The organism is Parafrankia sp. EUN1f (assembly GCF_000177675.1).
Lineage (GTDB): Bacteria > Actinomycetota > Actinomycetes > Frankiales > Frankiaceae > Parafrankia.
The window spans coordinates 1-19,429 of the sequence record NZ_ADGX01000159.1; the positions used below are offsets into that span (position 1 = coordinate 1).

Genomic DNA, 19,429 nt, shown 5'->3' on the forward strand with positions numbered 1-19,429 from the left:
TCGGGCGGGCCGGGCCGCCCGGCCTGATCTGGCACGATTCTCTCAGGTGTGACGTCTGTTTAACGTCCGTCCGCCGCGGCCGGCCCTTTCCATCCGGCGGCAGCGGCCGGTTCCGCCTGTCCGGCAGCGACTTTCGGCTGGAACGGCGGGGCAAAGGTCATCCCACTAAGTGCACAGCGACTATGCAGTTAATTCTTTTTCGACTTTCTGGTGTGCACCCGGGTTGGCACCTTCGAGGGGCATGTAGGTTTGGGTATGTGACCTCGGTTATGGCGCACAAGCGCGGTTTGGCCTAATGTCCCAGATGTCCGATCGGCGATTGTGGCGCTGGATGACGAAGGGGAGCGTCGTCCACGTTTTCATCGCCGCCGTGCGATGGCCAGACCGGCGGTCCCGGACGTCCGGATGGCATGACGCAGCCAGGCAGGTGGAAGTGCCATGACGCAAATCAGTGGGGACGATATCGAATCCCCGAACCAGGAGCCTGCCCGGCAGGTACCCGATGAGGCAGGCGCACTCACGGACGTCGACCAGCCGTTCAGCGGCGACCGGTGGTCACTGGTCCTTCCGCACCGCGAGCGACTGGTGCACATCGCCCGTCGGCGGCTGCCGAGCACCGCCGACGCGGAGGACTGCGCGCAGGAGGCACTTGTCCGTGCCGCCGGGTTCCGCAACCTCGACAGCCATCGGGTCGGTCAGTTCCTGACCACGACGGTGCTGCGGCTGTGTGTGGACCACCACCGCGCGCGGATGCGCGCGGACCGTGCGATGGCCCGCAGCGTCGCGGCACCCAGCGACCCGGGTCCCGAGGACTCGACCTGCGACCGTGCGGAGGCGCTCTGGCTGCTCGACCAGACCCGCCGGCTCCGTGGGCGGGAACGGCAGATCATGATGGCCCGCGCCGCCGGCCGGACCACCCGCCAGGCGGCGGATGATCTGTCGATCAGCGTGAAGGCCGCGGAGGGCGCGTTCACCCGCGGCCGGGCCCGCCTGCTGGCGGCCAGCAGGGTCTGAGGCCCGGCCCGGTGGCCGGGCCACACCTGCGGTCAGCCGGCCGGTAGCTCTGGCACCGGCCCTGGCTGGCAGGTCGGGCACCATGCGGTGACCCGATCGTTGCCACCGCCGACGTCGACGCGGACGTCGGCGGAACCGCCGGCACCATCAGCGTGCCGGCCCTGGTCACGCCGGACGTCGAGGCGCGGGCCCCGCTCACCGGGCCCGCGGCTACGTCCCGGCGATCCGCGTTCGGACGAACTCTGGGTGGAGACCCGCCGATCCAGCCGGCGGACAAGCGTGCCGCAGCGCCGACATGGCCTGCCCGCGCGCCCGTAAACCCAATGCTGTTCGCCCGGGCGGGCGGAACCAGTCGTCACCTGGTGCCCGCCCCGCGCCCCGGCCCTGACCATCGCCTGGGCGCGGCGGACCAGACCGGGAAGGTCACGCACCTCGCCGACCGGAGTCCAGGGGCTGACGCCGGCGAGGAAACACGCCTCCGTCCGCCAGATGTTGCCCAGACCGGCCAGGAGGCGCTGATCGAGTAGCGCGACGCCGATCTCGCGGGCCGGGTCCGCCAGCAGGTTGGCGACGGCGCGGTCGAGATCCCAGTCGGCGCCGAGCACGTCCGGGCCGAGGTGCCCGACGACCCGGTCCTCCGACGCGGTCGGTAGCAGGTCGACGACCGGCAGCCGGTAACCCACCGCTACCTGCTCCCCGGTGACCAGCACGACCCGGATCTGCCAGGCCGGCCCGCCAGCCCACCGTGAGCCTGGACGGTACAGGTGCCAGGAACCCTCCATGCGGAGGTGGGTGTGCAGGGTCAGGCCGCCGTCGACGCGCAGCAGCAGGTGCTTGCCCCGCGCGCATACCTCGAGGACCTCCCGCCCGCGCAGGTCGGCGGTTGCCAGCGACGGCACCCGGAAGTCCGACCGCAGCAATGGCTGACCGCGCAGCGCCGCGTCGAGCCGGCGCGCCGTGAGCCAGACCGTGTCGCCTTCGGGCACCTCTCGATAGTGCCTCCGAATCGGCGGTGCCTCCGAATCGGCGGTGCGCCCGAATCGGCGGTGCGCCCGAATCGGCGGTGCGCCCGAATCGGCGGTGCGCCCGAATCGGCGGTGCCGCAGAGAAGGGCCGGTCGGCTCAGCTGGTGGCTGGGGTCGAATCCGCGGCGGGGAAGATCCGGGAGGGTGCCCGGCGCACCACCAGGGCGCCCAGGGCCGCGACGATCACCGTCAGCCCGAACACGGTCGCGAGCCCCAGGTCGGGAGTGCCGTTCGCCGCCTCGCTGGCCGCGACCGCCGCGCCGCCGAGGCCGGTGCCCAGCGCGGTCCCCAGGTTGTCCGACAGGGTCACCGCGCTCGACGCGGTGCCGTGGCGTTCAGGCGCCGTCTCGGCGAGCACGAGGCTGGCGATCGGGGAGTAGGCCAGGCCCATCCCGAGCCCGGCGACCGCCCAGCAGGCGATCGGCACCGCGAGTGCCACCGCGTCGACCAGCACCAGCGCGAAACCCGCCGTGCCCGCGGAGACCGCGAGCAGCCCGGTGCCTATCAGGACACGGCCCGGGACCCGGCCGGCCAGCCGTGCCTGCGTCCACGAACCGGTCGTCCAGGTGACTGTCACCGCGGTCACGGCCGCGCTCGCCACGATGGTCGGCTCATGCCGGGCCGCTGTGATCGCCAGCGGGACGAAGGTATCGGTGCCGAAGAAGGCGAACGTCAACAGTCCGCGGGCGGCCACCGCGGCCGCGATGCCGGGCCGGGCCCGCAGGGTGCCTGCCGGGAGCAGCGTGCGCAGCGGCTGGTAGGCCAGCACGGATCCGACGGCGACGAGCGCCAGCCCCGGCGCCGACCGGCCGGTCAGCCCGGCGAGGACCAGACCGGCACCGACGCTCACCCGGAGCGCGGCGATCAGGCGCGGTGCGGTCGGCGCGACGTCCACCGTGGTCGGGGCCGGCACGCCTCGCAGCGCGCGGACGGTGCCGGCGCCGGCCACCGCGACAAGCGGTATCAGCCCGCCGAAAACCCAGCGCCACCCCGCGTGCTCGGCGACGAGTGCGGCGGTCGCCGGCCCGATCAGGCCGGGCAGCACCCAGGCGGTGGCCGTCACCGCGAACATCCGGGGACGCTGCGGCTCCGGATAGGCGCGGCCGATCGTCGCGTACAGGATGGCCGGTACGGCACCGCCGCCCAGCCCCTGCAGGACCCGGCCGGCCACCAGGATCCACATGTTCGGTGCCAGCGCGGCCACGGCGAGTCCCGCACCGAACAGCACCAGCCCGGCGGTGAGTGGTCGGGCCGCTCCGACCCGGTCGCTCTCCGCACCGGCGATCACGACTCCGACCAGCAGCCCGAGGAAGAACCCGCTGGTCGTCCAGCCGTAGAGGGACAGGCCGGAAAGATCCTCAGCGACCTTCGGCAGCACGGTGATGACCGCCATCGCCTCGAACGCGATCAGCGTCACCGTGCTGACGAGGCCGAGCGTCAGGGCACGCAGGCGCGGGTCCCATGGGGTGGGCCCGGCCGCCTGCCCGTGGGATCTCCGCGCGGAAGGCCCACGTTCGGGCGGCCCATGTTCGGGTGGCTCGTGCGCGGGTGGCTCGTGCGCGGGTGGCTCGTGCGCGGGTGGCTCGTTTTCGGGTGATCTGTTCGATGTGCTCATGCGCGCAGCCGCAGCCCGCGCGGGGTCGGATGGAAACCCGCGGCCTCCAGGGCCACGCCGAGCCCGCTGCCGACCACCGCGACGCCGTCGGCCTTCTCCACGGTCAGGCGGCCCAACGCTCCGGCGCGGACGGCCTGCGCGAGGGCCTCCACCGCCGGGCCGAGCAGCGCCGCGGTGTCCGACCACGACAGCAGGGTGCGGCCGCCGCGTTCGACGTAGAGCACCAGCTCACCATCGACGATGACGACGACCGCGCCCGCCTTGCGGCCAGCGCGGTGACCGGATCCCTCGCCTTCGCCCGCGGCCGCCGGGCGTGGGGGCCACGGCAGTGCGGCGCCGTACGGATTCGCTGGATCCGCCGCGGCAAGCACGACGGCCCGTGCATCGGCCTGCCCCGGACGCGGCATGCCGAAGCCCGCCCCGCCGGCCAGGCGCGCGCTCGCGACGTGCCCGGCGCCCGCACCCGCCATGCCGCCTCCAGCCATGCCGCCTCCAGCCATGCCGCCTCCAGCCACGCCGGCTCCCGCCAAGCCCGCGCCCATGGAGATCGGTCCGGCAGCTGCCCGGTTGGGCTGGCCCGAGGTTGCCCAGCTGGGCTGGTCAGCGGCGTCGCGCTGAGCCGCGGCGATGGCGCGGAGCCGGTCGACGGCGCCCGGGACGGCGAACTGCGCCGCGCCCAGCGACTCGACGAAGTAGCCGCGGCGGCAGCGCCCCGCCTCCTCGAACGCCGCCAGCACCCGGTAGACCGCCGCGAAGCCGCCCGGCGTGTGCTCGGCGGCGACCGCACCGCGGGTGACGATGCCGTGCCGCTCCAGCAGCGCCTCGGCCAGCGCGTGCGCGCGCCGGGTTGGGTCGCTCTCCCGCTCGGGGAGCAGCGACCACCGGCCACCGACCGTCGGAGGGCCGGTCCGGCGTGGCATCGCGGGCCGCCCGCGGCCGAGCCGGGCCACCCGGCCGCGGGGGGCCCGGCGGCTCGCCTGCGCCGGATGGCCCGCTCCGAGCTGGACGCGCAGCGCGGCGAGCGTGTCGTTGGTGACCAGGCCGGCCCACACCAGATCCCACAGCGCGTTCGCGAGCGCGGTGTCCTCGACGAGCCCGGTGTCGTCGAGGCTGCCCACCCGGTCGGAGAGGCCGCGGAAGAACAGTGCCTGGCCGTCCGCGAGCGCGTCCAGGATGGCGCGGTGGGTCGGGCCCGCCGCCGCGTCCGGGTCGGGCTGCGGCAGCAGGTCCTCGGCGGTCTCTGCCAGGACGAGGGTGAGCCACCCGTCGTTACCGGGCAGCCCGCCGGAACCGGCCCACAGCACCTCGCCCGTGGCGCACAGCTCGTCGAGCATCGCCGGCGCGTAGTCGCTGACCCGGGACGGCAGCACCAGCTGCTCCAGCGAGCTCGCCGGCACCAGCGCGCCCTGCAGCTGCTCGATGGCCCGCAACACCCCGTCGACGCCGCGGCCGCGCTGGGTCGTCACCGACTGCCACGCTGGCAGGAACTCGCCCATCGCCCGAACCGGGACGGCCTCAACCTCCTTGCGCAACGCGGCGAGGCTGCGCCGGCGCAGCGAGCGCAGCACCCCCGCGTCGCACCACTGCTCACCCGCGCGGTCCGGGTGCAGCTCGCCGCGGACCAGGCGCCCCTCGACGGTGAGCCGCTCGAGCACGCCTTCGACCACCGCGACGCCGAGCCCGAACCGGCCGGCGACATCCGCGGACTCGAACGGGCCGTGCGTGCGGGCGTAGCGTGAGATCAGGTCACCGAGCGGATCGCGCACCAGCTCGGTGAACGCGGCCGGAACGCCGACCGGCAGTGCCACGCCGAGCGCATCGCGCAGTCGGCCCGCGTCCTCGACCGGGACCCACCGCTCGGCCCCGGTGATCCGCACCCGGATCGCGCGACCGGCCCGTTCCAGCGATTCCAGCCAGGAGTGCTCCACGCCGCGGGCGGCGGCCTCCTCCAGGCTCAGATCTCCGAGCACCCGCAGCAGATCGGCCGCGGACTCCGCGTCCCGCGCGTGCCGTTCGGGCACCAGCCGCTGCAGTTCGGCGACGATCCGTTCGAGAACGCGGGGATCGATGAGCTCCCGCAGCTCCGTCTCGCCGAGCAGCTCGGCGAGCAGCGAGCTGTCGAGGGAGAGGACCTGGGCGCGGCGCTCGGCCAGTGGGGCGTCGCCGTCGTACATGAACGCCGCGACATAGCCGAACAGCAGCGACGAGGCGAACGGGGAGGGCGCCGTGGTCTCCACCTCGACGACCCGCAGCGACCGTGCGTCGACCTCGCGCATCAGCCCGACCAGGGCTGGCACGTCGTAGACGTCCTGCAGGCACTCGCGCATCGTCTCGAGCACGACCGGGAAGTCACCGAACGTGGCGGCGACCGACAGCAGATGCGCGCTGCGCTGGCGCTGCTGCCACAGCGGTGTGCGCCGGCCGGGGGTGCGGCGTGGCAGCAGCAGGGACCGGCTCGCGCACTCGCGGAAGCGGCTCGCGAACAGGGCGCTGCCGCCGACCTCGGCCCGCACGATCGCCTCGATCTCCGCGGGGTCGAAGATGACCAGCTCCGCCCGGGGCGCCTCGGCCGCGTCCGGGACGCGGGCCACCACACCGTCGTCGGTGTGCATGATCTGCACCTCGGAGCCGTACCGCTCCCGCAGGCGGGCACCGATCGCCAGCGCCCAGGGCGCGTTCACCGGCGCCCCGAACGGCGAGTGGACGGCGAGCCGCCAGTCACCCAGCTCGTCCCGGAACCGTTCGACGACCAGATGCCGGTCGTCGGAGAGGTGGCCGGTGGCCGCCCGCTGCTCGTCCAGGTAGCTCAGCAGGTTGCCGGCGGCCCAGTCGTCCAGCCCGGCCGCGCGGACGCGGGCCGTCGCCGCCTCGGGCGCCAGCGTGGCCAGCTCCCGCAGGAACGCGCCGAGGGCACGGCCCAGCTCGGCGGGCCGGCCCGGCGCGTCCCCGTGTCAGAAGGGCAGCCGGCCGGGCCGGCCGGGCGCGGGCGTGACGAGCACCCGGTCCGGCGTGATCTCCTCGATGCGCCAGCTCGACGAGCCGAGCAGCACGACGTCGCCGATGCGCGACTCGTAGACCATCTCCTCGTCGAGCTCGCCGACCCGGCTGGCCTTCTCCCCGAGCAGGAAGACACCGAACATGCCGCGGTCGGGAATGGTGCCGCCGCTGGTGACGGCGAGCCGCTGCGCCCCGGGCCGGCCGGCGAGCACACCGGTGGCCCGGTCCCAGGTGATGCGGGGACGCAGCTCGGCGAAGTCGTCGGACGGATACCGCCCGGCCAGCATGTCCAGGACGCCCTCGTACGCCGAGCCGGGCAGGCCCGCGAACGGTGCCGCCCGGCGAACCAGCGCGCCCAGCTCGTCCACCTCGCGGTCCTCCATCGCGAGGATCGCCACGATCTGCTGCGCCAGCACGTCCAGCGGGTTGCGCGGGTAGCGGACGGCCTCGATCTGCGCGGACCGCATCCGCTCGGCGACGACGGCGCATTCCAGCAGGTCGGAGCGGTGCTTGGGCAGGACCACGCCCCGGCTCGCCGCGCCGACCTGGTGGCCCGCCCGCCCGATCCGCTGCATACCGGCCGCGACGCTCGGCGGTGACTCGATCTGCACGACCAGATCGACCGCGCCCATGTCGATTCCCAGCTCGAGGCTGGAGGTCGCGACCACGGCGGGCAGCCGCCCGGACTTGAGATCGTCTTCGATAAGCAGGCGCTGCTCCCGGCTCACACTGCCGTGGTGGGCACGCGCGACCTCGAGCCCGGCCGGCGGCGCGGCGCCACCGGCCGGCCCCATCAGATCCGCCGGTGACAGACGGGCGGTGCTCTTCGCCGTGGTCTGCCCGCCAGCCGTGGCCTGTCCGAAGGCCGCGGCCTGCTCGAGGCGGTCGGCGTACAGCTCGTTCAGCCGGGCGCACAGGCGCTCGGCCAGCCGCCGTGAGTTCACGAAGACGATCGTCGAGGAATGGGAGAGGATCAGATCCAGCACTCGCTCCTCGACCGCGGGCCAGATCGACGCGCGCGGGCCCGGGCCGGCGGCGGGCCCCTCGGCGACGGCCTCCAGCGGCAGGACCTGTGGCGGCGTCGTCAGTGTCGATGTCGGTGTCGATGTCGATGTCGGTGTCTCGTCGAGGTTCGCCATGTCCTCGACCGGGACGGCCACCTCGATCTGGAGTGTCTTCTCGGACGGCGGTCGGATGACCGTCACCGGATGTGGCCCGCCGAGGAAACGGGCGATCTCCTCCACCGGGCGCACGGTCGCGGACAGCCCGACCCGCTGCGCCGGGGCGTCGAGCAGATCGTCGAGGCGTTCCAGACTCAGTGCCAGATGCGCGCCCCTCTTGGTGCCCGCGACGGCGTGGACCTCGTCGACGATCACCGTCCGGACGCCGCGCAGGGCTGTGCGGGCGGCGCTGGTGAGGATCAGGAACAGCGACTCCGGCGTGGTGATCAGGATGTCGGGCGGAGTCCGGCCGAATGATCGGCGTTCGGCGGCTGGAGTGTCGCCGGAGCGGACACCGACGGACACCTCCGGGACGGGCTGGCCCAGCCGCGCGGCGGCGGCCCGGATGCCGGCGAGCGGCGCCCGCAGGTTGCGCTCGACGTCGACCGCGAGCGCCTTGAGCGGGCTGACATACAGCACCCGGCAGCGCAGCATCGGGTCCGCCGGAGGGCTGGAACGAGCCAGACCGTCCAGCGACCACAGGAAGGCCGCGAGTGTCTTGCCGGACCCGGTCGGCGCCACCACCAGGGCACTCGCGCCTCCGGACACGGCCGCCCAGGCCTCGGACTGCGCCGGGGTCGGCGCCGCGAAGGACGAGGCGAACCACTCCCGGGTCGGGGCCGCGAAGGCGGCAAGGGGGTCCGGGACGTCCGATACGGTCACGTTCACAGTGTGCTTCGTGCCACCGACACAACTCCTCGGGTCCGCGGACGGACCGCGCGGCGTGGCCGGCTCGCGGAGGGCGGGCGACCTGCTCGGCCGCGATGCCACCGCAGTGAGCCTGCCGGTAGGCGAATCCCGAGCCAGGGGCTTCCGCTGCCACCGCTCCCGCCACCGCTCCCGCCACCGCTCCCGCCACCGCTCCCGCCGCCGCTTCCGCCGCCGCTTCCGCCGCCGCTTCCGCCGCCGCTCCCGAGCAAGAAGTGAGGATGATGGCTGCGGCAGCAACCGAAATCCTCACGTCTTGCGGATTGTCAGTTGGCTCCGCGCACCGTTTGTCCCCGTTGGTGCGAATCGTTGGCGCTGTGCGGCGGCGCGGGATCCTCGGTGGGTCGCCGTGCGGCGGGTGGGCAGGACGACCAAAATCCTCCGCCCTGCGAGCTGTGGCCTCAGAAAGCCGCGGGGGTTGCCGTTGCTGCCGAGCGCCACGCTCCGAGCCGCTGCCGCTTCGAGCCGCCGGCCGTGGCGGTGTGGGCAGGATGCAGACTGGAGCGGTGCGACTGACCGAGTTCTGGGCGAACATGAACAAGCAGTTCGGCGCTGCCTACGCCGACTCGCTCGCACGCGACCACGTGATCGCCGGGCTGGGTGGGGCGACTGTGGAGGCGGCGCTGCGGCGGGGGGACGACGCCAAGCAGGTGTGGCGCGCGGTATGTGACGAGTTCGACGTGCCGGCTCGCGACCGCTGACGCCGCCACCTTGGTGGGGCCGGGCGTCGAGTCGACGGCGGCGGGTCGCGGCGGGTCGCGGCGGCCGTGGGTGGCCACGGGTGGTGGTCGGGTGGCGGCGGTGGTCGGCGAGTGGTGGCCGAGCGGCAGCGGGTGGTGGCCGAGTGGCGCCGGAACCCGGCTCGGCAGGTGTGCGGGCAGCGGCGGGACCACCCGTTCGGGTGAGCCGCGGCGTGTCGTTGAGGCTTCGAACGAATGTTCGGCTACTGTTGTCCACATGCTCTCCGATGTCCACAGAAGCGACCCGGCTCTCGAAACTGTCGGACCCACCCCCTAGCGTCGGATCGTGGCCAAGACTCGACGACCTCTGCATGGAGTAACTCCAATGGTTGGACCCGACCGCGAGAAGGCGTTGGAGAACGCCCTTGCGCAGATCGACAAGCAGTTCGGCAAGGGCTCGGTCATGCGTCTGGGGGACGACACCAGGCCGCCGATCCAGGCGATCCCGACCGGATCGATCGCGCTCGATGTCGCACTCGGTATCGGGGGTCTTCCCCGTGGGCGCATCGTCGAGGTCTACGGGCCGGAGTCGTCCGGAAAGACCACGGTCGCCCTGCATGCTGTGGCGAACGCCCAGGCGGCCGGTGGTATCGCGGCCTTCATCGACGCGGAGCACGCGCTTGATCCCGAGTACGCGGGCAAGTTGGGCGTCGACACGGACGCGTTGCTGGTCTCCCAGCCCGACACGGGGGAGCAGGCGCTGGAGATCGCGGACATGCTGATCCGCTCCGGCGCGCTGGACATCATCGTCATCGACTCGGTGGCGGCCCTCGTGCCACGTGCCGAGATCGAGGGCGAGATGGGTGACAGCCACGTCGGCCTGCAGGCCAGGCTGATGTCCCAGGCGCTGCGGAAGATCACCGGCGCGCTCGCGAACTCGGGCACAACCGCGATCTTCATCAACCAGCTCCGGGAGAAGGTCGGCGTCATGTTCGGCTCCCCGGAGACGACCACCGGTGGCAAGGCGTTGAAGTTCTACGCCTCCGTCCGGCTGGATGTCCGTCGCATCGAGACCCTGAAGGACGGGCAGGAAGCCGTCGGTAACCGAACCAGGGTGAAGGTCGTCAAGAACAAGATGGCGCCACCTTTCCGGACGGCCGAGTTCGACATCGTCTACGGCGGCGGCATCAGCCGTGAGGGTTCCCTCATCGACATGGGTGTCGAGCACGGCATCATTCGTAAGTCCGGTGCCTGGTACACCTACGACGGCGACCAGCTCGGCCAGGGCAAGGAAAATGCGCGTTCATTCCTGCGCGACAATCCTGATCTGGCGAACGAGATCGAAAAGCGGATCAAGGAGAAGCTCGGTATAACACCGGCACTGGACGCTGACGCTGACGCGGATGCGCCCGCTCCGGTTCCGGTCGACCTCTGACCCGGGGGGGCCGTGTTCCCGCCCGAGCTGTCGTCAGCTGTGCAGGATGTCGTGAAGGGGGAGAGCGGGTCGGCGGCAGCGGATCGCTCGTCGGTTACGTCGGGTACCGCTGCGGCGTCGGCCCGCGCGGGCCGGGCCGACCCGTTGGCAGCCGCGCGGGAGATCTGCCTGCACCAGCTCGCGGCCCGGCCGCGTAGCCGGGCAGAGCTCGCGGCGGTGCTGAGTCGCCGGGGCGTCGAGGAGGAGATCGCCGGGCTGGTTCTCGATCGTCTGGCCGAGGTCGGTCTGGTGGACGATGAGGCCTTCGCGGCCGCGTTCGTCTCGTCGGCCCGGGCCGGGCGGGGATTGGGTCGTCGCGCGCTCGCCGTCGAGCTGCGACGGCGCGGGGTGCAGCCCGAGGTGTCGGAGGAAGCCCTGGCGGCAGTCGGCGCCGAGGACGAGGAGGCGACCGCACGTTCCCTCGTCGCCCGCCGTCTTCGTGCCATGGAGGGTCTGCCGGCGCCGGTGCAGGCCCGCCGGCTGGCCGCCCTGCTCACCCGAAAGGGCTATCCGTCCGACCTCGTCCGGCGAGTCGTCGAGGATGCGGTCGAGGAGGTCGTCGAAGATGTGGCCGAAGAAGCGGACAGCGACGTCGACAGCCTGGACCGGGGCGTGCAGCGCCGGCCACGGAGCCGCTGGCAAAGCTGAATGGGCGGCTCCCAGCCGGCGGTCCGGGTGCGGTGGATCGGCGATGTTTTTCTTGACCGAATGAAAGTTACAGACCTACCCTTTCACAAAGGTGCAAGGGTAGCCGCGCGTATGCGGTTCCAGATAGCTGGCCAACTTCACATCAGGGCGGTGTTCCTTCGGCCGTCGGTGGTCCTGCGCTGTCGGCAGGCTCGGCTTTCGGTGCCGATGTGCCCTCCGGTGGCCTGATTTAGGGCACCGGTCGATACGTGCCGCCTGCTCGCTGGCTGGTCCTGGTCCCGTGCACCTCACGCCTGTCATCACAGGCGTGAACAGAAGCGGGAGGAGCAACCGTGGGTGTCGCCCTCATAGCGCTTCTCGTACTGCTTCTTCTCGCGGTGGTCGGTCTGACCGTCGTTCTGTTGCACCTGGTGCGGGCTGGAACGCTCGGCGTAGGCGGCGTTGTCGCTCCCGGTAAGCAGGGTGAACCGGCCGGCGCTTCCACCGCTGACTCCACCCCCGCGGCCAACATCCCTGTCACGGCTGACACCGCCGGCGCGGCTGTCACCGCGGATGCCGCTGTCACCGCGGATGCCGCCACCGCCGACACCACTGCCACCGCCGACGCCACTGTCGCTGCTGACACCGCTGTCGCAGCTGACGGCGTGGCCCGGCCCATGCCGGACGTCCCCGCTCGTCTGGACGGTCCGCTTTCGCCCGATGCGCTGGGGGACGCCCAGGCCCAGGCGGAGTCGGTCGACCCACAGGCGCCTGAAGCAGGCGAGGAACAGGCCGCGATGGTGGGGGCCGCCCAGGCAGAGGCACCTCAGGTGGAGTCGGCCCAGGTGGAGACGGCCCACGTGGAGACGGCACTGGTGGAGGCAGCCCGAAACGATCTGGCCACCCTGTCCGCGAAGCTGGTTGACCTGCGGCGGCAGGCCCGCGACGCCGAGGACGACGCCGACCGCATCCGGCGGCGCGCCGAGCAGGACGTCGCCGAGCAGATCGCGCGAGTCGATCGTGACGTCGCGCAGATCCGTCGGCATGCCGAGGAGGCGGCGGAGGCGATCCGGGCGAGGGCCGCGGAGGACGCCGAGCTGCGTGCCTCGAAGGCCCGGACAGAGGCGCTCGAGGCGATCCGGGTGCAGCGCGAACAGCTGCGCGCCGAGCTGGAGGAGGACCTGCGCTCCCAACGGGCGGAGCTGCGTGGCTGGGACAGCAGGGTGGCACAGCGCGAGCAGCGGCTGGCGGACCAGGCCACCGCCGTCGAGGACCGGGCTCGGCGGCTGGAGACCCGGGAGGAGGAGCTCGCCGCCCGGGAGGTGGAGCTGGGTGGCCGCGGTGCCGAGCTGACCGACCTGGAGACCCGCCTGCGTCAGGAGCTCGAACGTGCCGCCGGCCTGACCTCCGCCGAGGCCCGCACCGAACTGGTCAAGGTGGTTGAGGACCAGGCGCGCCTCGACGCCGCGGTTCGGGTACGGGAGATCGAGGCCCGGGCGGAGGAGGAGGCGGAGGATCGCGCCCGCCGGATCGTGACCCTCGCCATCCAGCGGGTGGCCTCCGAGCAGACCGCGGAGTCGGTCGTGTCGGTGCTGCACCTGCCGAGTGACGAGATGAAGGGCCGCATCATCGGGCGGGAGGGGCGCAATATCCGGGCGTTCGAATCCGTCACCGGCGTCAATGTGCTTATCGATGACACGCCCGAGGCGGTGCTGCTGAGCTGTTTCGATCCGGTGCGCCGGGAGACGGCGCGTATCACCCTGGCGGCCCTGGTGTCGGACGGGCGTATCCATCCGCACCGCATCGAGGAGGAATACGCCCGCGCCGAGCGGGAGGTGATGGCGAAATGCGTCCGGGCCGGGGAGGACGCACTGATCGATGTCGGCATCGCCGAGATGCATCCGGAACTGATCACCCTGCTGGGGCGCCTGCGGTATCGAACCAGCTACGGGCAGAACGTCCTCGCGCATCTCGTCGAATGCGCGCATCTCGCGGGAATCATGGCCGCCGAGCTGCGGCTGCCACCGGCCATCGCGAAGCGCGGCACGCTCCTGCACGACCTCGGCAAGGCGCTGACGCATGAGGTGGAAGGCTCGCACGCGCTGGTAGGCGCGGAGATCGCCCGGCGTTACGGTGAGCATGAGGACGTCGTGCACGCGATCGAGGCGCATCACAACGAGGTAGAGCCGCGTTCCATCGGCGCGGTGCTGACCCAGGCGGCGGACCAGATCTCCGGGGGGCGTCCCGGGGCGCGCCGCGACAGCCTGGAGTCCTACGTCAGGCGGCTGGAGCGGATCGAGCAGATCGCCGGGGAACGGCCCGGTGTCGAGAAGGTCTTCGCCATGCAGGCCGGCCGCGAGGTGCGGGTCATGGTTGTCCCGGAGGTCGTCGACGATGACGCCGCGCACCTGCTTGCCCGCGACGTCGCCAAGCAGATCGAATCCGAGCTGACGTACCCGGGCCAGATCCGGGTCACCGTGGTCCGCGAGACCCGCGCCATCGGCCTGGCCCGCTGAACCCGCGGTCGCCGACGCGCGCTCAGGCGCCCGCGCCGGCGCCCGTGCCGGTGGCCGCCGCACCGGTCGAACCGCCCGCGCGGACGGACTGGCGGCGCTCCAGCCAGCGTGCCGTCAGGGACAGGCTGCCGTTCACGATGATGTAGATGACGGCCAGCGTCGTGTAGATGGGCAGCGCGTAGCGGCTCCCGAGGACCTCCACCGCGCCGCGCCCCTGCCGCAGCAGCTCGGTGTAGCCGATGACGAAACCGAGCGAGGTGTCCTTGAGCAGGGTCACCAGCTGGCTCACCAGGGTCGGCGACATCCGGCGGACCGCCTGCGGGAACTGGATCAGGGCGAAGATCTGGGTGCCGCGCAGCCCGAGCGCCGCCGCGGCCTCCGTCTGGCCCCGGTCGATGGACAGGACGCCGGCGCGGAAGATCTCGCTGAGCACCGCGCCGTTGTAGGCGGTGAGGCCGAGGACCAGCGCCCAGAAGGCCGAGAGGTCCACGCCGAGCGCGGGCAGGCCCAGGAAGGCGAAGAAGATCAGCATGAGCAGCGGCAGCCCGCGCAACGTCTCGACGAGCGCGGCGGCCGGCACGTGGACGGCCGGGCGGGTCGACAGCCGGGCGAACGCGAGTGCCACGCCGAGTGCGACGGCGAACACCATGCCGGTCGCCGCGGCACGCAGTGTGTCGAGCAGCCCTTCCCACAGCAGGGTGCGCAGGTCGGGCTCATCGATGAAGATCCGCCAGATGTCGGGGTCGAGCTGCCCGTTGTCCGCCAGCCGGCGCACGGCGAGCACGGCGAGTGCCGCCAGCACCGCCACTGCCAGCATGCTCACGACGAGGATGCGCCGCCGGCCACGCGGACCCGGCGGGTCAGCCAGTTGGAGGCTCAACGCGGCTCTCCTCTCAGCCGGCGCTCGACAACACCGACCGCGCCCGCCAGCGACAGCGTCAGCACCAGGTAGCAGACGATCCCGGCGAGCAGGATGGCGATGACGTCGCCGGGGTTCGCCGTCGCCAGCCCCTGGCTGACACCGGTCAGCTCCTGCACGCCGAAGGCCGCCGCGATGGACGAGTTGCGGATCAGCGCGCTGCCCACGCTGCCCAGGGGCTGGACGACGTTGCGGAAGGCCTGCGGCAGGATCACCAGCCGCAGGCTCTGCGAGAAGGTCAGGCCGAGGGCACGCGCGGCCTCGGCCTGACCGACCTCCACGCCGTTCACGCCGGCCCGAACCGCTTCACAGACGAAGGCCGTGTGGTAGATCGTCAGCGCCATCACCGCGAAGGCGAAGAAGCTGAAGACGATGTCGACCTGCGGAAGTACGAAGGCCACGAAGAAGAACACGATGGTCAGCGGCGTGTTGCGAACCGTCTCCACATAGGCCGTTCCCGCCCAGCGCAGCGGCGGAACCGGGCTCACCCGCATGGTCGCGAGGACGCTGCCGAGCAGCAGCGCCCCGACGGCGGAGAACAGGCTCAGCCCAAGGGTCCGGACGAAGCCGTCGCGGAAGACGTGCAGGTTGTCGAGCACCGCGTCGATGGGAGACCACCCGTCGTGGAATCGGCCGTTCCGGCTGGCACCGGCCGGTCTCGGCTACGCCGGCCGCCTCGGCTGCCCGGGCCGCGGCGGCCGGCGAAGGATCAGACCGGCGAAGGTTCAGATGTGCGTAGCGATCAGATGTGCGTAGCGATCAGACGTGCGTGGCGATCAGACGTGCGTATGTAGTCGGACGTGCATATCTGTCAGGAGGTGTAGTTGTCGACCGCCGGGGGCTTCGGCATGTTCGGCTCGACCTTGCCAAGGGTGGCCTCGTAGGCCTTCTCGTACCGGCCGTCGGCGTAGGCGGCCGTCAACGTCTCGTTGATGAAGGTGCGGAACTCGTCGTCACCCTTGGCGATGCCGATCCCGTACGGCTCGGTGCTGAACGGCTTGCCGACCAGCTTGAAGGTGCCCGGGTCGGAGTCCATCAGCCCGAGCAGGATCGCGTTGTCCGTGGTGACGGCGTCGACCTGGCCGTTCTTCAGCGCTTCGGCGCACTTGCTGTAGACGTCGAACAGGACGAGCTTGGCCTGCGGCGCCTCGGTGCGGATCCGCTCCGCCGGGGTCGATCCACTCACCGAGCAGACGTTCTTGCCGGCCAGGCTGTCCTTCCCGGTGATGGCGGACTCGCCGGCGCGCACCATCAGGGTCTGACCGGCCACGTAGTACGGCCCGGCGAAGTCCACGACCTGCTTGCGCTTGTCGTTGATGGTGTACGTGGCGACCACCATGTCGACCTTGTGCTGCTGGATGAACGGCTCGCGGTTGACCGAGACCGTCTCGACGAACTTGACCTTGTCCGCAGGGATGCCGAGCGCGTTGGTGATGATCTTCGCGATCTCGACGTCGAAGCCCTCGGGTACACCGCGGAGGTTCTTCAGCCCGAACAGCGGCTGGTCGAACTTGGTGCCGACCGTGATGGTTCCGCCCGACTGCAGCTTGGCCATGGTGCTGCCGGCGGGGAAGGTCGTGGCGGCGGGCGCTGCCGTGGGCTCGACCTCCGCCTCGTCATCGCCGCCGCAGGCGCCCAGCGCGAACACCGCGAGCAGCGCGGTGCTGAGCAGCAGTGCCGTGCCGCGCGCCGTCCGGCGCCTGGGTTCACGGTGGCTGGCGGATGCCGCCCGCGAGGTCGTTTGAGCCGATCGCTGTCTGGTCCGGGTGAGCGACATGCGCATGAGTAATCCCCTGGAGAAGGTTGGCGTCGGAATTCAGGTATCGGTTTCGGCGAACCTCGTTCGCGGGCCGGACGGCGCCCGGCCCGACAACACTAGCCAGCGCGCCGCCGATGACTCCGCATCGGTGACGCGGCAACAGTGACCGGGTACCGGGAAGGACGTCTCCACCGGCGAGGGACTTCGCCGGTGGAGTAGCTTGCCGGGGGGCGAACCAGGTGACTGATCCTTTTCCATCTCACGTTTGTCGAGCGCTGTAGCCGCAGGTCGGAGTCGACGATGGAAAAGGATCACTGGTTGTGGTCCGATCAAATCCTGCGTGGACGCCCTCGGAGCTGCCGGGTCAGCGGTGTGTTCAATGGGCCTTTTCCATCTCACGGTCCATGGTCATGGATGTCTCGAGTCGAGTCCGGGGATGGAAGAGGTTCAATGGGCATTCTCCATCGTCGACTCGTCCCTGTCCCTCTCTCTGGCCACGCGCCGTGAGACGGAAAAGGTTCAATGAGCCTTTTCCGTCGTCGGATCGGACCTCGCCCATCCTGGTCACGTGTCGTGAGATGGAAAAGGTTCAATGGGTGAGCACCTTGGCCAGGAAGTCCGCCGCTCGTTCGCTGCCGGGCGCGGCGAAGAACTCCCCGGGGGGTGCGATCTCCAGGATCTGCCCGTCGGCCATGAAGGCGACGCGGTCGGCCGCCGAGCGGGCGAAACCCATCTCATGGGTGACCACGATCATCGTCATCCCGGACGCCGCCAGCGACCGCATGACGTCGAGGACCTCCTGGATCATCTCCGGGTCGAGGGCGGAGGTCGGCTCGTCGAAGAGCATCAGCTTCGGTTCCATCGCGAGGGCTCGCGCGATCGCGGCGCGCTGCTGCTGGCCGCCGGAGAGCTGGCGGGGAAGGCGGTCCGCCTTGTCGGCGATGCCCACCCGCTCCAGCAGCGCGCGGGCCGCCCGCTCGGCCTCCGCCCGCCCGACGCCGAGCACTCTGCGTGGCCCGAGGGTGATGTTGTCCAGCACGGTGCGATGCGCGAACAGATTGAAGGACTGAAAGACCATGCCCACCTGGGCGCGCATTCGCGCCAGTTCGCGGCCCTCCGCCGGCAGCGGACGGCCGTCGAAGGTGATACGGCCCTCGTCGATGGTCTCCAGGCGGTTGACGCACCTGCAGAGCGTGGATTTACCGGAGCCTGACGGGCCGATGACGCACACGACCTCGCCACTCTCGACGGCCAGGTTGATGTCGCGCAGCACCCGGTTCCGGCCGAAGGACTTCCCCACGCCTTCCATGGTCACCAGTGCCATGACATACCTCCGACACGTGGTTCCCGGCGGGCGGGCATGGATGCGGACGCTGACGTGGTACCACCCGAAACCTGACGGCGAACGTGCCGGCGAGATCGGTGGCGCCCACCCGGAACGGCTTCCGGCTGCTGTGTCATGCTCCCGAGCATTTTTGGATGTTACGTCCCAGGCATTCGTAACGGTGGCGGCCGGTGGAGTTCTGCCGATCAGGCAACGGGGTTTACCTGCCATCCCGACGGGTAGTAAATCGCCCGCTTAAGGCGGAGTTGCGCCGCCGGCGCGGCGGCAGGGGAGGAGACCGGCGCCGGCGTGGGCCCGGGCTGGCCACTCCCGCGGTGGCCCGGTCGGCCCACTCCCGCGGTGGCCCGGTCGGCCTGGATCGTCCGGGCGTCGTGACCCGACCTGGTGACCCGACATCGTGCCCGACGTGGTGACCCGACGTCATGGTCCCGCATCAGAGGACGGGCACGGACCATCGCCCGCGATCGGCGCGTCGAACGGCGACCGCGGGCGGGCCGTACGCTGGTCGGGTGAGCGGACGCAGCTATCAGGTCCGGACGTTCGGCTGTCAGATGAACGTGCACGACTCCGAACGGCTTGCCGGCCTCCTGGAGTCGGCCGGTTATGTGCCGGCGGCACAGGGAGCCGACGCCGATGTCGTCGTGTTCAACACCTGTGCGGTCCGTGAGAACGCCGACAACCGGCTGTACGGAAACCTCGGTCATCTGTACCCGACGAAGAAGAACAATCCCGGGATGCAGATCGCCGTCGGCGGGTGCCTCGCCCAGAAGGACCGCTCGGTGATCCTCGACCGCGCGCCCTGGGTCGACGTCGTCTTCGGCACGCACAACCTGCACCGGCTGCCCGTCCTGCTGGAACGGGCCCGGCACAACGCGGCGGCCCAGGTGGAGATCGCCGAGGCGCTGGAGGTCTTCCCCAGCAGCCTGCCGGCCCGACGGGCGAGCCACCACTCGGCCTGGGTGAGCATCAGTGTGGGCTGCGACAACACCTGCACGTTCTGCATCGTCCCGAGCCTGCGCGGCGGTGAGCGTGACCGGCGCCCCGGTGACGTGCTCGCGGAGGTCGAGGCGCTGGTGGCGGAGGGCGCGCTCGAGATCACCCTGCTCGGCCAGAACGTGAACTCCTACGGGCGGTCACTCGGCGACCCGGGGGCTTTCGCGAGGCTGCTGCGCGCCTGCGGCAACATCGAGGGCCTGGAGCGGGTGCGCTTCACCTCGCCGCATCCCCGCGACTTCACCGACGACGTCATCGAGGCGATGGCGCAGACCCCGAACGTGTGCCCACAGCTGCACATGCCGCTGCAGTCCGGGTCCGACGCGGTGCTGCGGCGGATGCGGCGCAGCTACCGCCGCGAGCGCTTTCTGGGAATCGTCGAGCGGGTGCGCGAGGCCATTCCCCACGCGGCGATCACGACCGACATCATCGTGGGCTTCCCCGGCGAGACCGAGGAGGACTTCGCCGACACCCTCGACGTCGTCCGCGCTGCTCGTTTCGCCGGGGCGTTCACCTTCAAGTACTCGCCCCGGCCGG

14 protein-coding genes are annotated in these 19,429 nt (G+C 71.4%); 6 read left to right on the forward strand and 8 right to left on the reverse strand.

Annotated features, from left to right (window positions below):
* Positions 1 to 438 precede the first annotated feature (438 nt).
* Positions 439 to 1,014 carry an RNA polymerase sigma factor gene (locus FREUN1FDRAFT_RS31500; protein WP_006544378.1) on the forward strand — a complete coding sequence of 192 codons (576 nt, stop codon included), beginning with the start codon at positions 439 to 441 and terminating at the stop codon, positions 1,012 to 1,014.
* Between the two features lie 32 nt (positions 1,015 to 1,046).
* Here the strand turns inward: FREUN1FDRAFT_RS31500 and FREUN1FDRAFT_RS31505 are convergent, their stop codons facing one another.
* The 4 genes from FREUN1FDRAFT_RS31505 to FREUN1FDRAFT_RS48315 all read right to left on the reverse strand — a co-directional run bounded on the left by FREUN1FDRAFT_RS31505 (position 1,047) and on the right by FREUN1FDRAFT_RS48315 (position 8,540).
* Entirely contained in the window at positions 1,047 to 2,000 is a 954-nt protein-coding gene (locus tag FREUN1FDRAFT_RS31505) for a DNA-formamidopyrimidine glycosylase family protein (protein ID WP_006544379.1), read from the reverse strand.
* A 136-nt stretch (positions 2,001 to 2,136) separates the two neighbouring features.
* Positions 2,137 to 3,654 carry an MFS transporter gene (locus FREUN1FDRAFT_RS31510; RefSeq protein WP_006544380.1) on the reverse strand — a complete coding sequence of 506 codons (1,518 nt, stop codon included), beginning with the start codon at positions 3,652 to 3,654 and terminating at the stop codon, positions 2,137 to 2,139.
* Positions 3,651 to 6,575: a DEAD/DEAH box helicase gene (locus FREUN1FDRAFT_RS48310; RefSeq protein WP_369809841.1), complete on the reverse strand. Its 2,925-nt coding sequence runs from the start codon at positions 6,573 to 6,575 to the stop codon at positions 3,651 to 3,653. The genes FREUN1FDRAFT_RS31510 and FREUN1FDRAFT_RS48310 overlap by 4 nt, the downstream gene beginning before the upstream one ends.
* 30 nt (positions 6,576 to 6,605) lie before the next feature.
* On the reverse strand, positions 6,606 to 8,540 hold the full coding sequence (locus tag FREUN1FDRAFT_RS48315) for a DEAD/DEAH box helicase (protein WP_006544382.1): 1,935 nt from the start codon (positions 8,538 to 8,540) through the stop codon (positions 6,606 to 6,608).
* Positions 8,541 to 9,070: 530 nt separating this feature from the next.
* Here FREUN1FDRAFT_RS48315 and FREUN1FDRAFT_RS31520 point away from each other — a divergent pair.
* The 4 genes from FREUN1FDRAFT_RS31520 (at position 9,071) to rny (ending at position 13,876) form a co-directional block, all read left to right on the forward strand.
* Positions 9,071 to 9,280, forward strand: coding sequence for a DUF3046 domain-containing protein (locus FREUN1FDRAFT_RS31520; protein ID WP_006544383.1), 210 nt, complete (start codon positions 9,071 to 9,073; stop codon positions 9,278 to 9,280).
* A gap of 364 nt (positions 9,281 to 9,644) precedes the next feature.
* On the forward strand, positions 9,645 to 10,694 hold the full coding sequence (gene recA, locus FREUN1FDRAFT_RS31525; protein WP_006544384.1) for a recombinase RecA: 1,050 nt from the start codon (positions 9,645 to 9,647) through the stop codon (positions 10,692 to 10,694).
* A gap of 51 nt (positions 10,695 to 10,745) precedes the next feature.
* Positions 10,746 to 11,381: a recombination regulator RecX gene (recX, locus tag FREUN1FDRAFT_RS31530; RefSeq protein WP_157475646.1), complete on the forward strand. Its 636-nt coding sequence runs from the start codon at positions 10,746 to 10,748 to the stop codon at positions 11,379 to 11,381.
* Between the two features lie 332 nt (positions 11,382 to 11,713).
* Positions 11,714 to 13,876, forward strand: coding sequence for a ribonuclease Y (rny, locus tag FREUN1FDRAFT_RS31540; protein ID WP_006544386.1), 2,163 nt, complete (start codon positions 11,714 to 11,716; stop codon positions 13,874 to 13,876).
* 22 nt (positions 13,877 to 13,898) lie between these two features.
* Here rny and FREUN1FDRAFT_RS31545 read toward each other — a convergent pair whose 3' ends face one another.
* The 4 genes from FREUN1FDRAFT_RS31545 to FREUN1FDRAFT_RS31560 all read right to left on the reverse strand — a co-directional run bounded on the left by FREUN1FDRAFT_RS31545 (position 13,899) and on the right by FREUN1FDRAFT_RS31560 (position 17,878).
* On the reverse strand, positions 13,899 to 14,756 hold the full coding sequence (locus tag FREUN1FDRAFT_RS31545) for an amino acid ABC transporter permease (RefSeq protein ID WP_006544387.1): 858 nt from the start codon (positions 14,754 to 14,756) through the stop codon (positions 13,899 to 13,901).
* Positions 14,753 to 15,394, reverse strand: a complete 642-nt coding sequence (locus tag FREUN1FDRAFT_RS31550) for an amino acid ABC transporter permease (RefSeq protein ID WP_006544388.1) — start codon at positions 15,392 to 15,394, stop codon at positions 14,753 to 14,755. Before FREUN1FDRAFT_RS31550 ends, FREUN1FDRAFT_RS31545 begins: the two co-directional genes overlap by 4 nt.
* A gap of 212 nt (positions 15,395 to 15,606) precedes the next feature.
* Positions 15,607 to 16,578 (reverse strand): glutamate ABC transporter substrate-binding protein, encoded by a 972-nt coding sequence (locus tag FREUN1FDRAFT_RS31555; RefSeq protein WP_006544389.1) that lies wholly within the window; start codon positions 16,576 to 16,578, stop codon positions 15,607 to 15,609.
* Positions 16,579 to 17,143: 565 nt separating this feature from the next.
* A complete protein-coding gene (locus tag FREUN1FDRAFT_RS31560; protein ID WP_006544390.1) occupies positions 17,144 to 17,878 on the reverse strand; it encodes an amino acid ABC transporter ATP-binding protein in 735 nt (244 codons plus the stop codon).
* 443 nt (positions 17,879 to 18,321) lie between these two features.
* Here FREUN1FDRAFT_RS31560 and miaB point away from each other — a divergent pair.
* On the forward strand, positions 18,322 to 19,429 hold a 1,108-nt coding region (miaB, locus tag FREUN1FDRAFT_RS31565; protein ID WP_083828878.1), incomplete at its 3' end, for a tRNA (N6-isopentenyl adenosine(37)-C2)-methylthiotransferase MiaB.

Bases quoted from the DNA above. Each gene is read 5' to 3' on its own strand.
- FREUN1FDRAFT_RS31500 (WP_006544378.1), top strand. From the start codon at position 439: ATGACGCAAATCAGTGGGGACGATATCGAATCCCCGAACCAGGAGCCT.
- FREUN1FDRAFT_RS31510 (WP_006544380.1), bottom strand. From the start codon at position 3,654: ATGAGCACATCGAACAGATCACCCGAAAACGAGCCACCCGCGCACGAG.
- FREUN1FDRAFT_RS31520 (WP_006544383.1), top strand. From the start codon at position 9,071: ATGCAGACTGGAGCGGTGCGACTGACCGAGTTCTGGGCGAACATGAAC.
- recA (WP_006544384.1), top strand. From the start codon at position 9,645: ATGGTTGGACCCGACCGCGAGAAGGCGTTGGAGAACGCCCTTGCGCAG.
- FREUN1FDRAFT_RS31555 (WP_006544389.1), bottom strand. From the start codon at position 16,578: ATGCGCATGTCGCTCACCCGGACCAGACAGCGATCGGCTCAAACGACC.
- FREUN1FDRAFT_RS31560 (WP_006544390.1), bottom strand. From the start codon at position 17,878: ATGGCACTGGTGACCATGGAAGGCGTGGGGAAGTCCTTCGGCCGGAAC.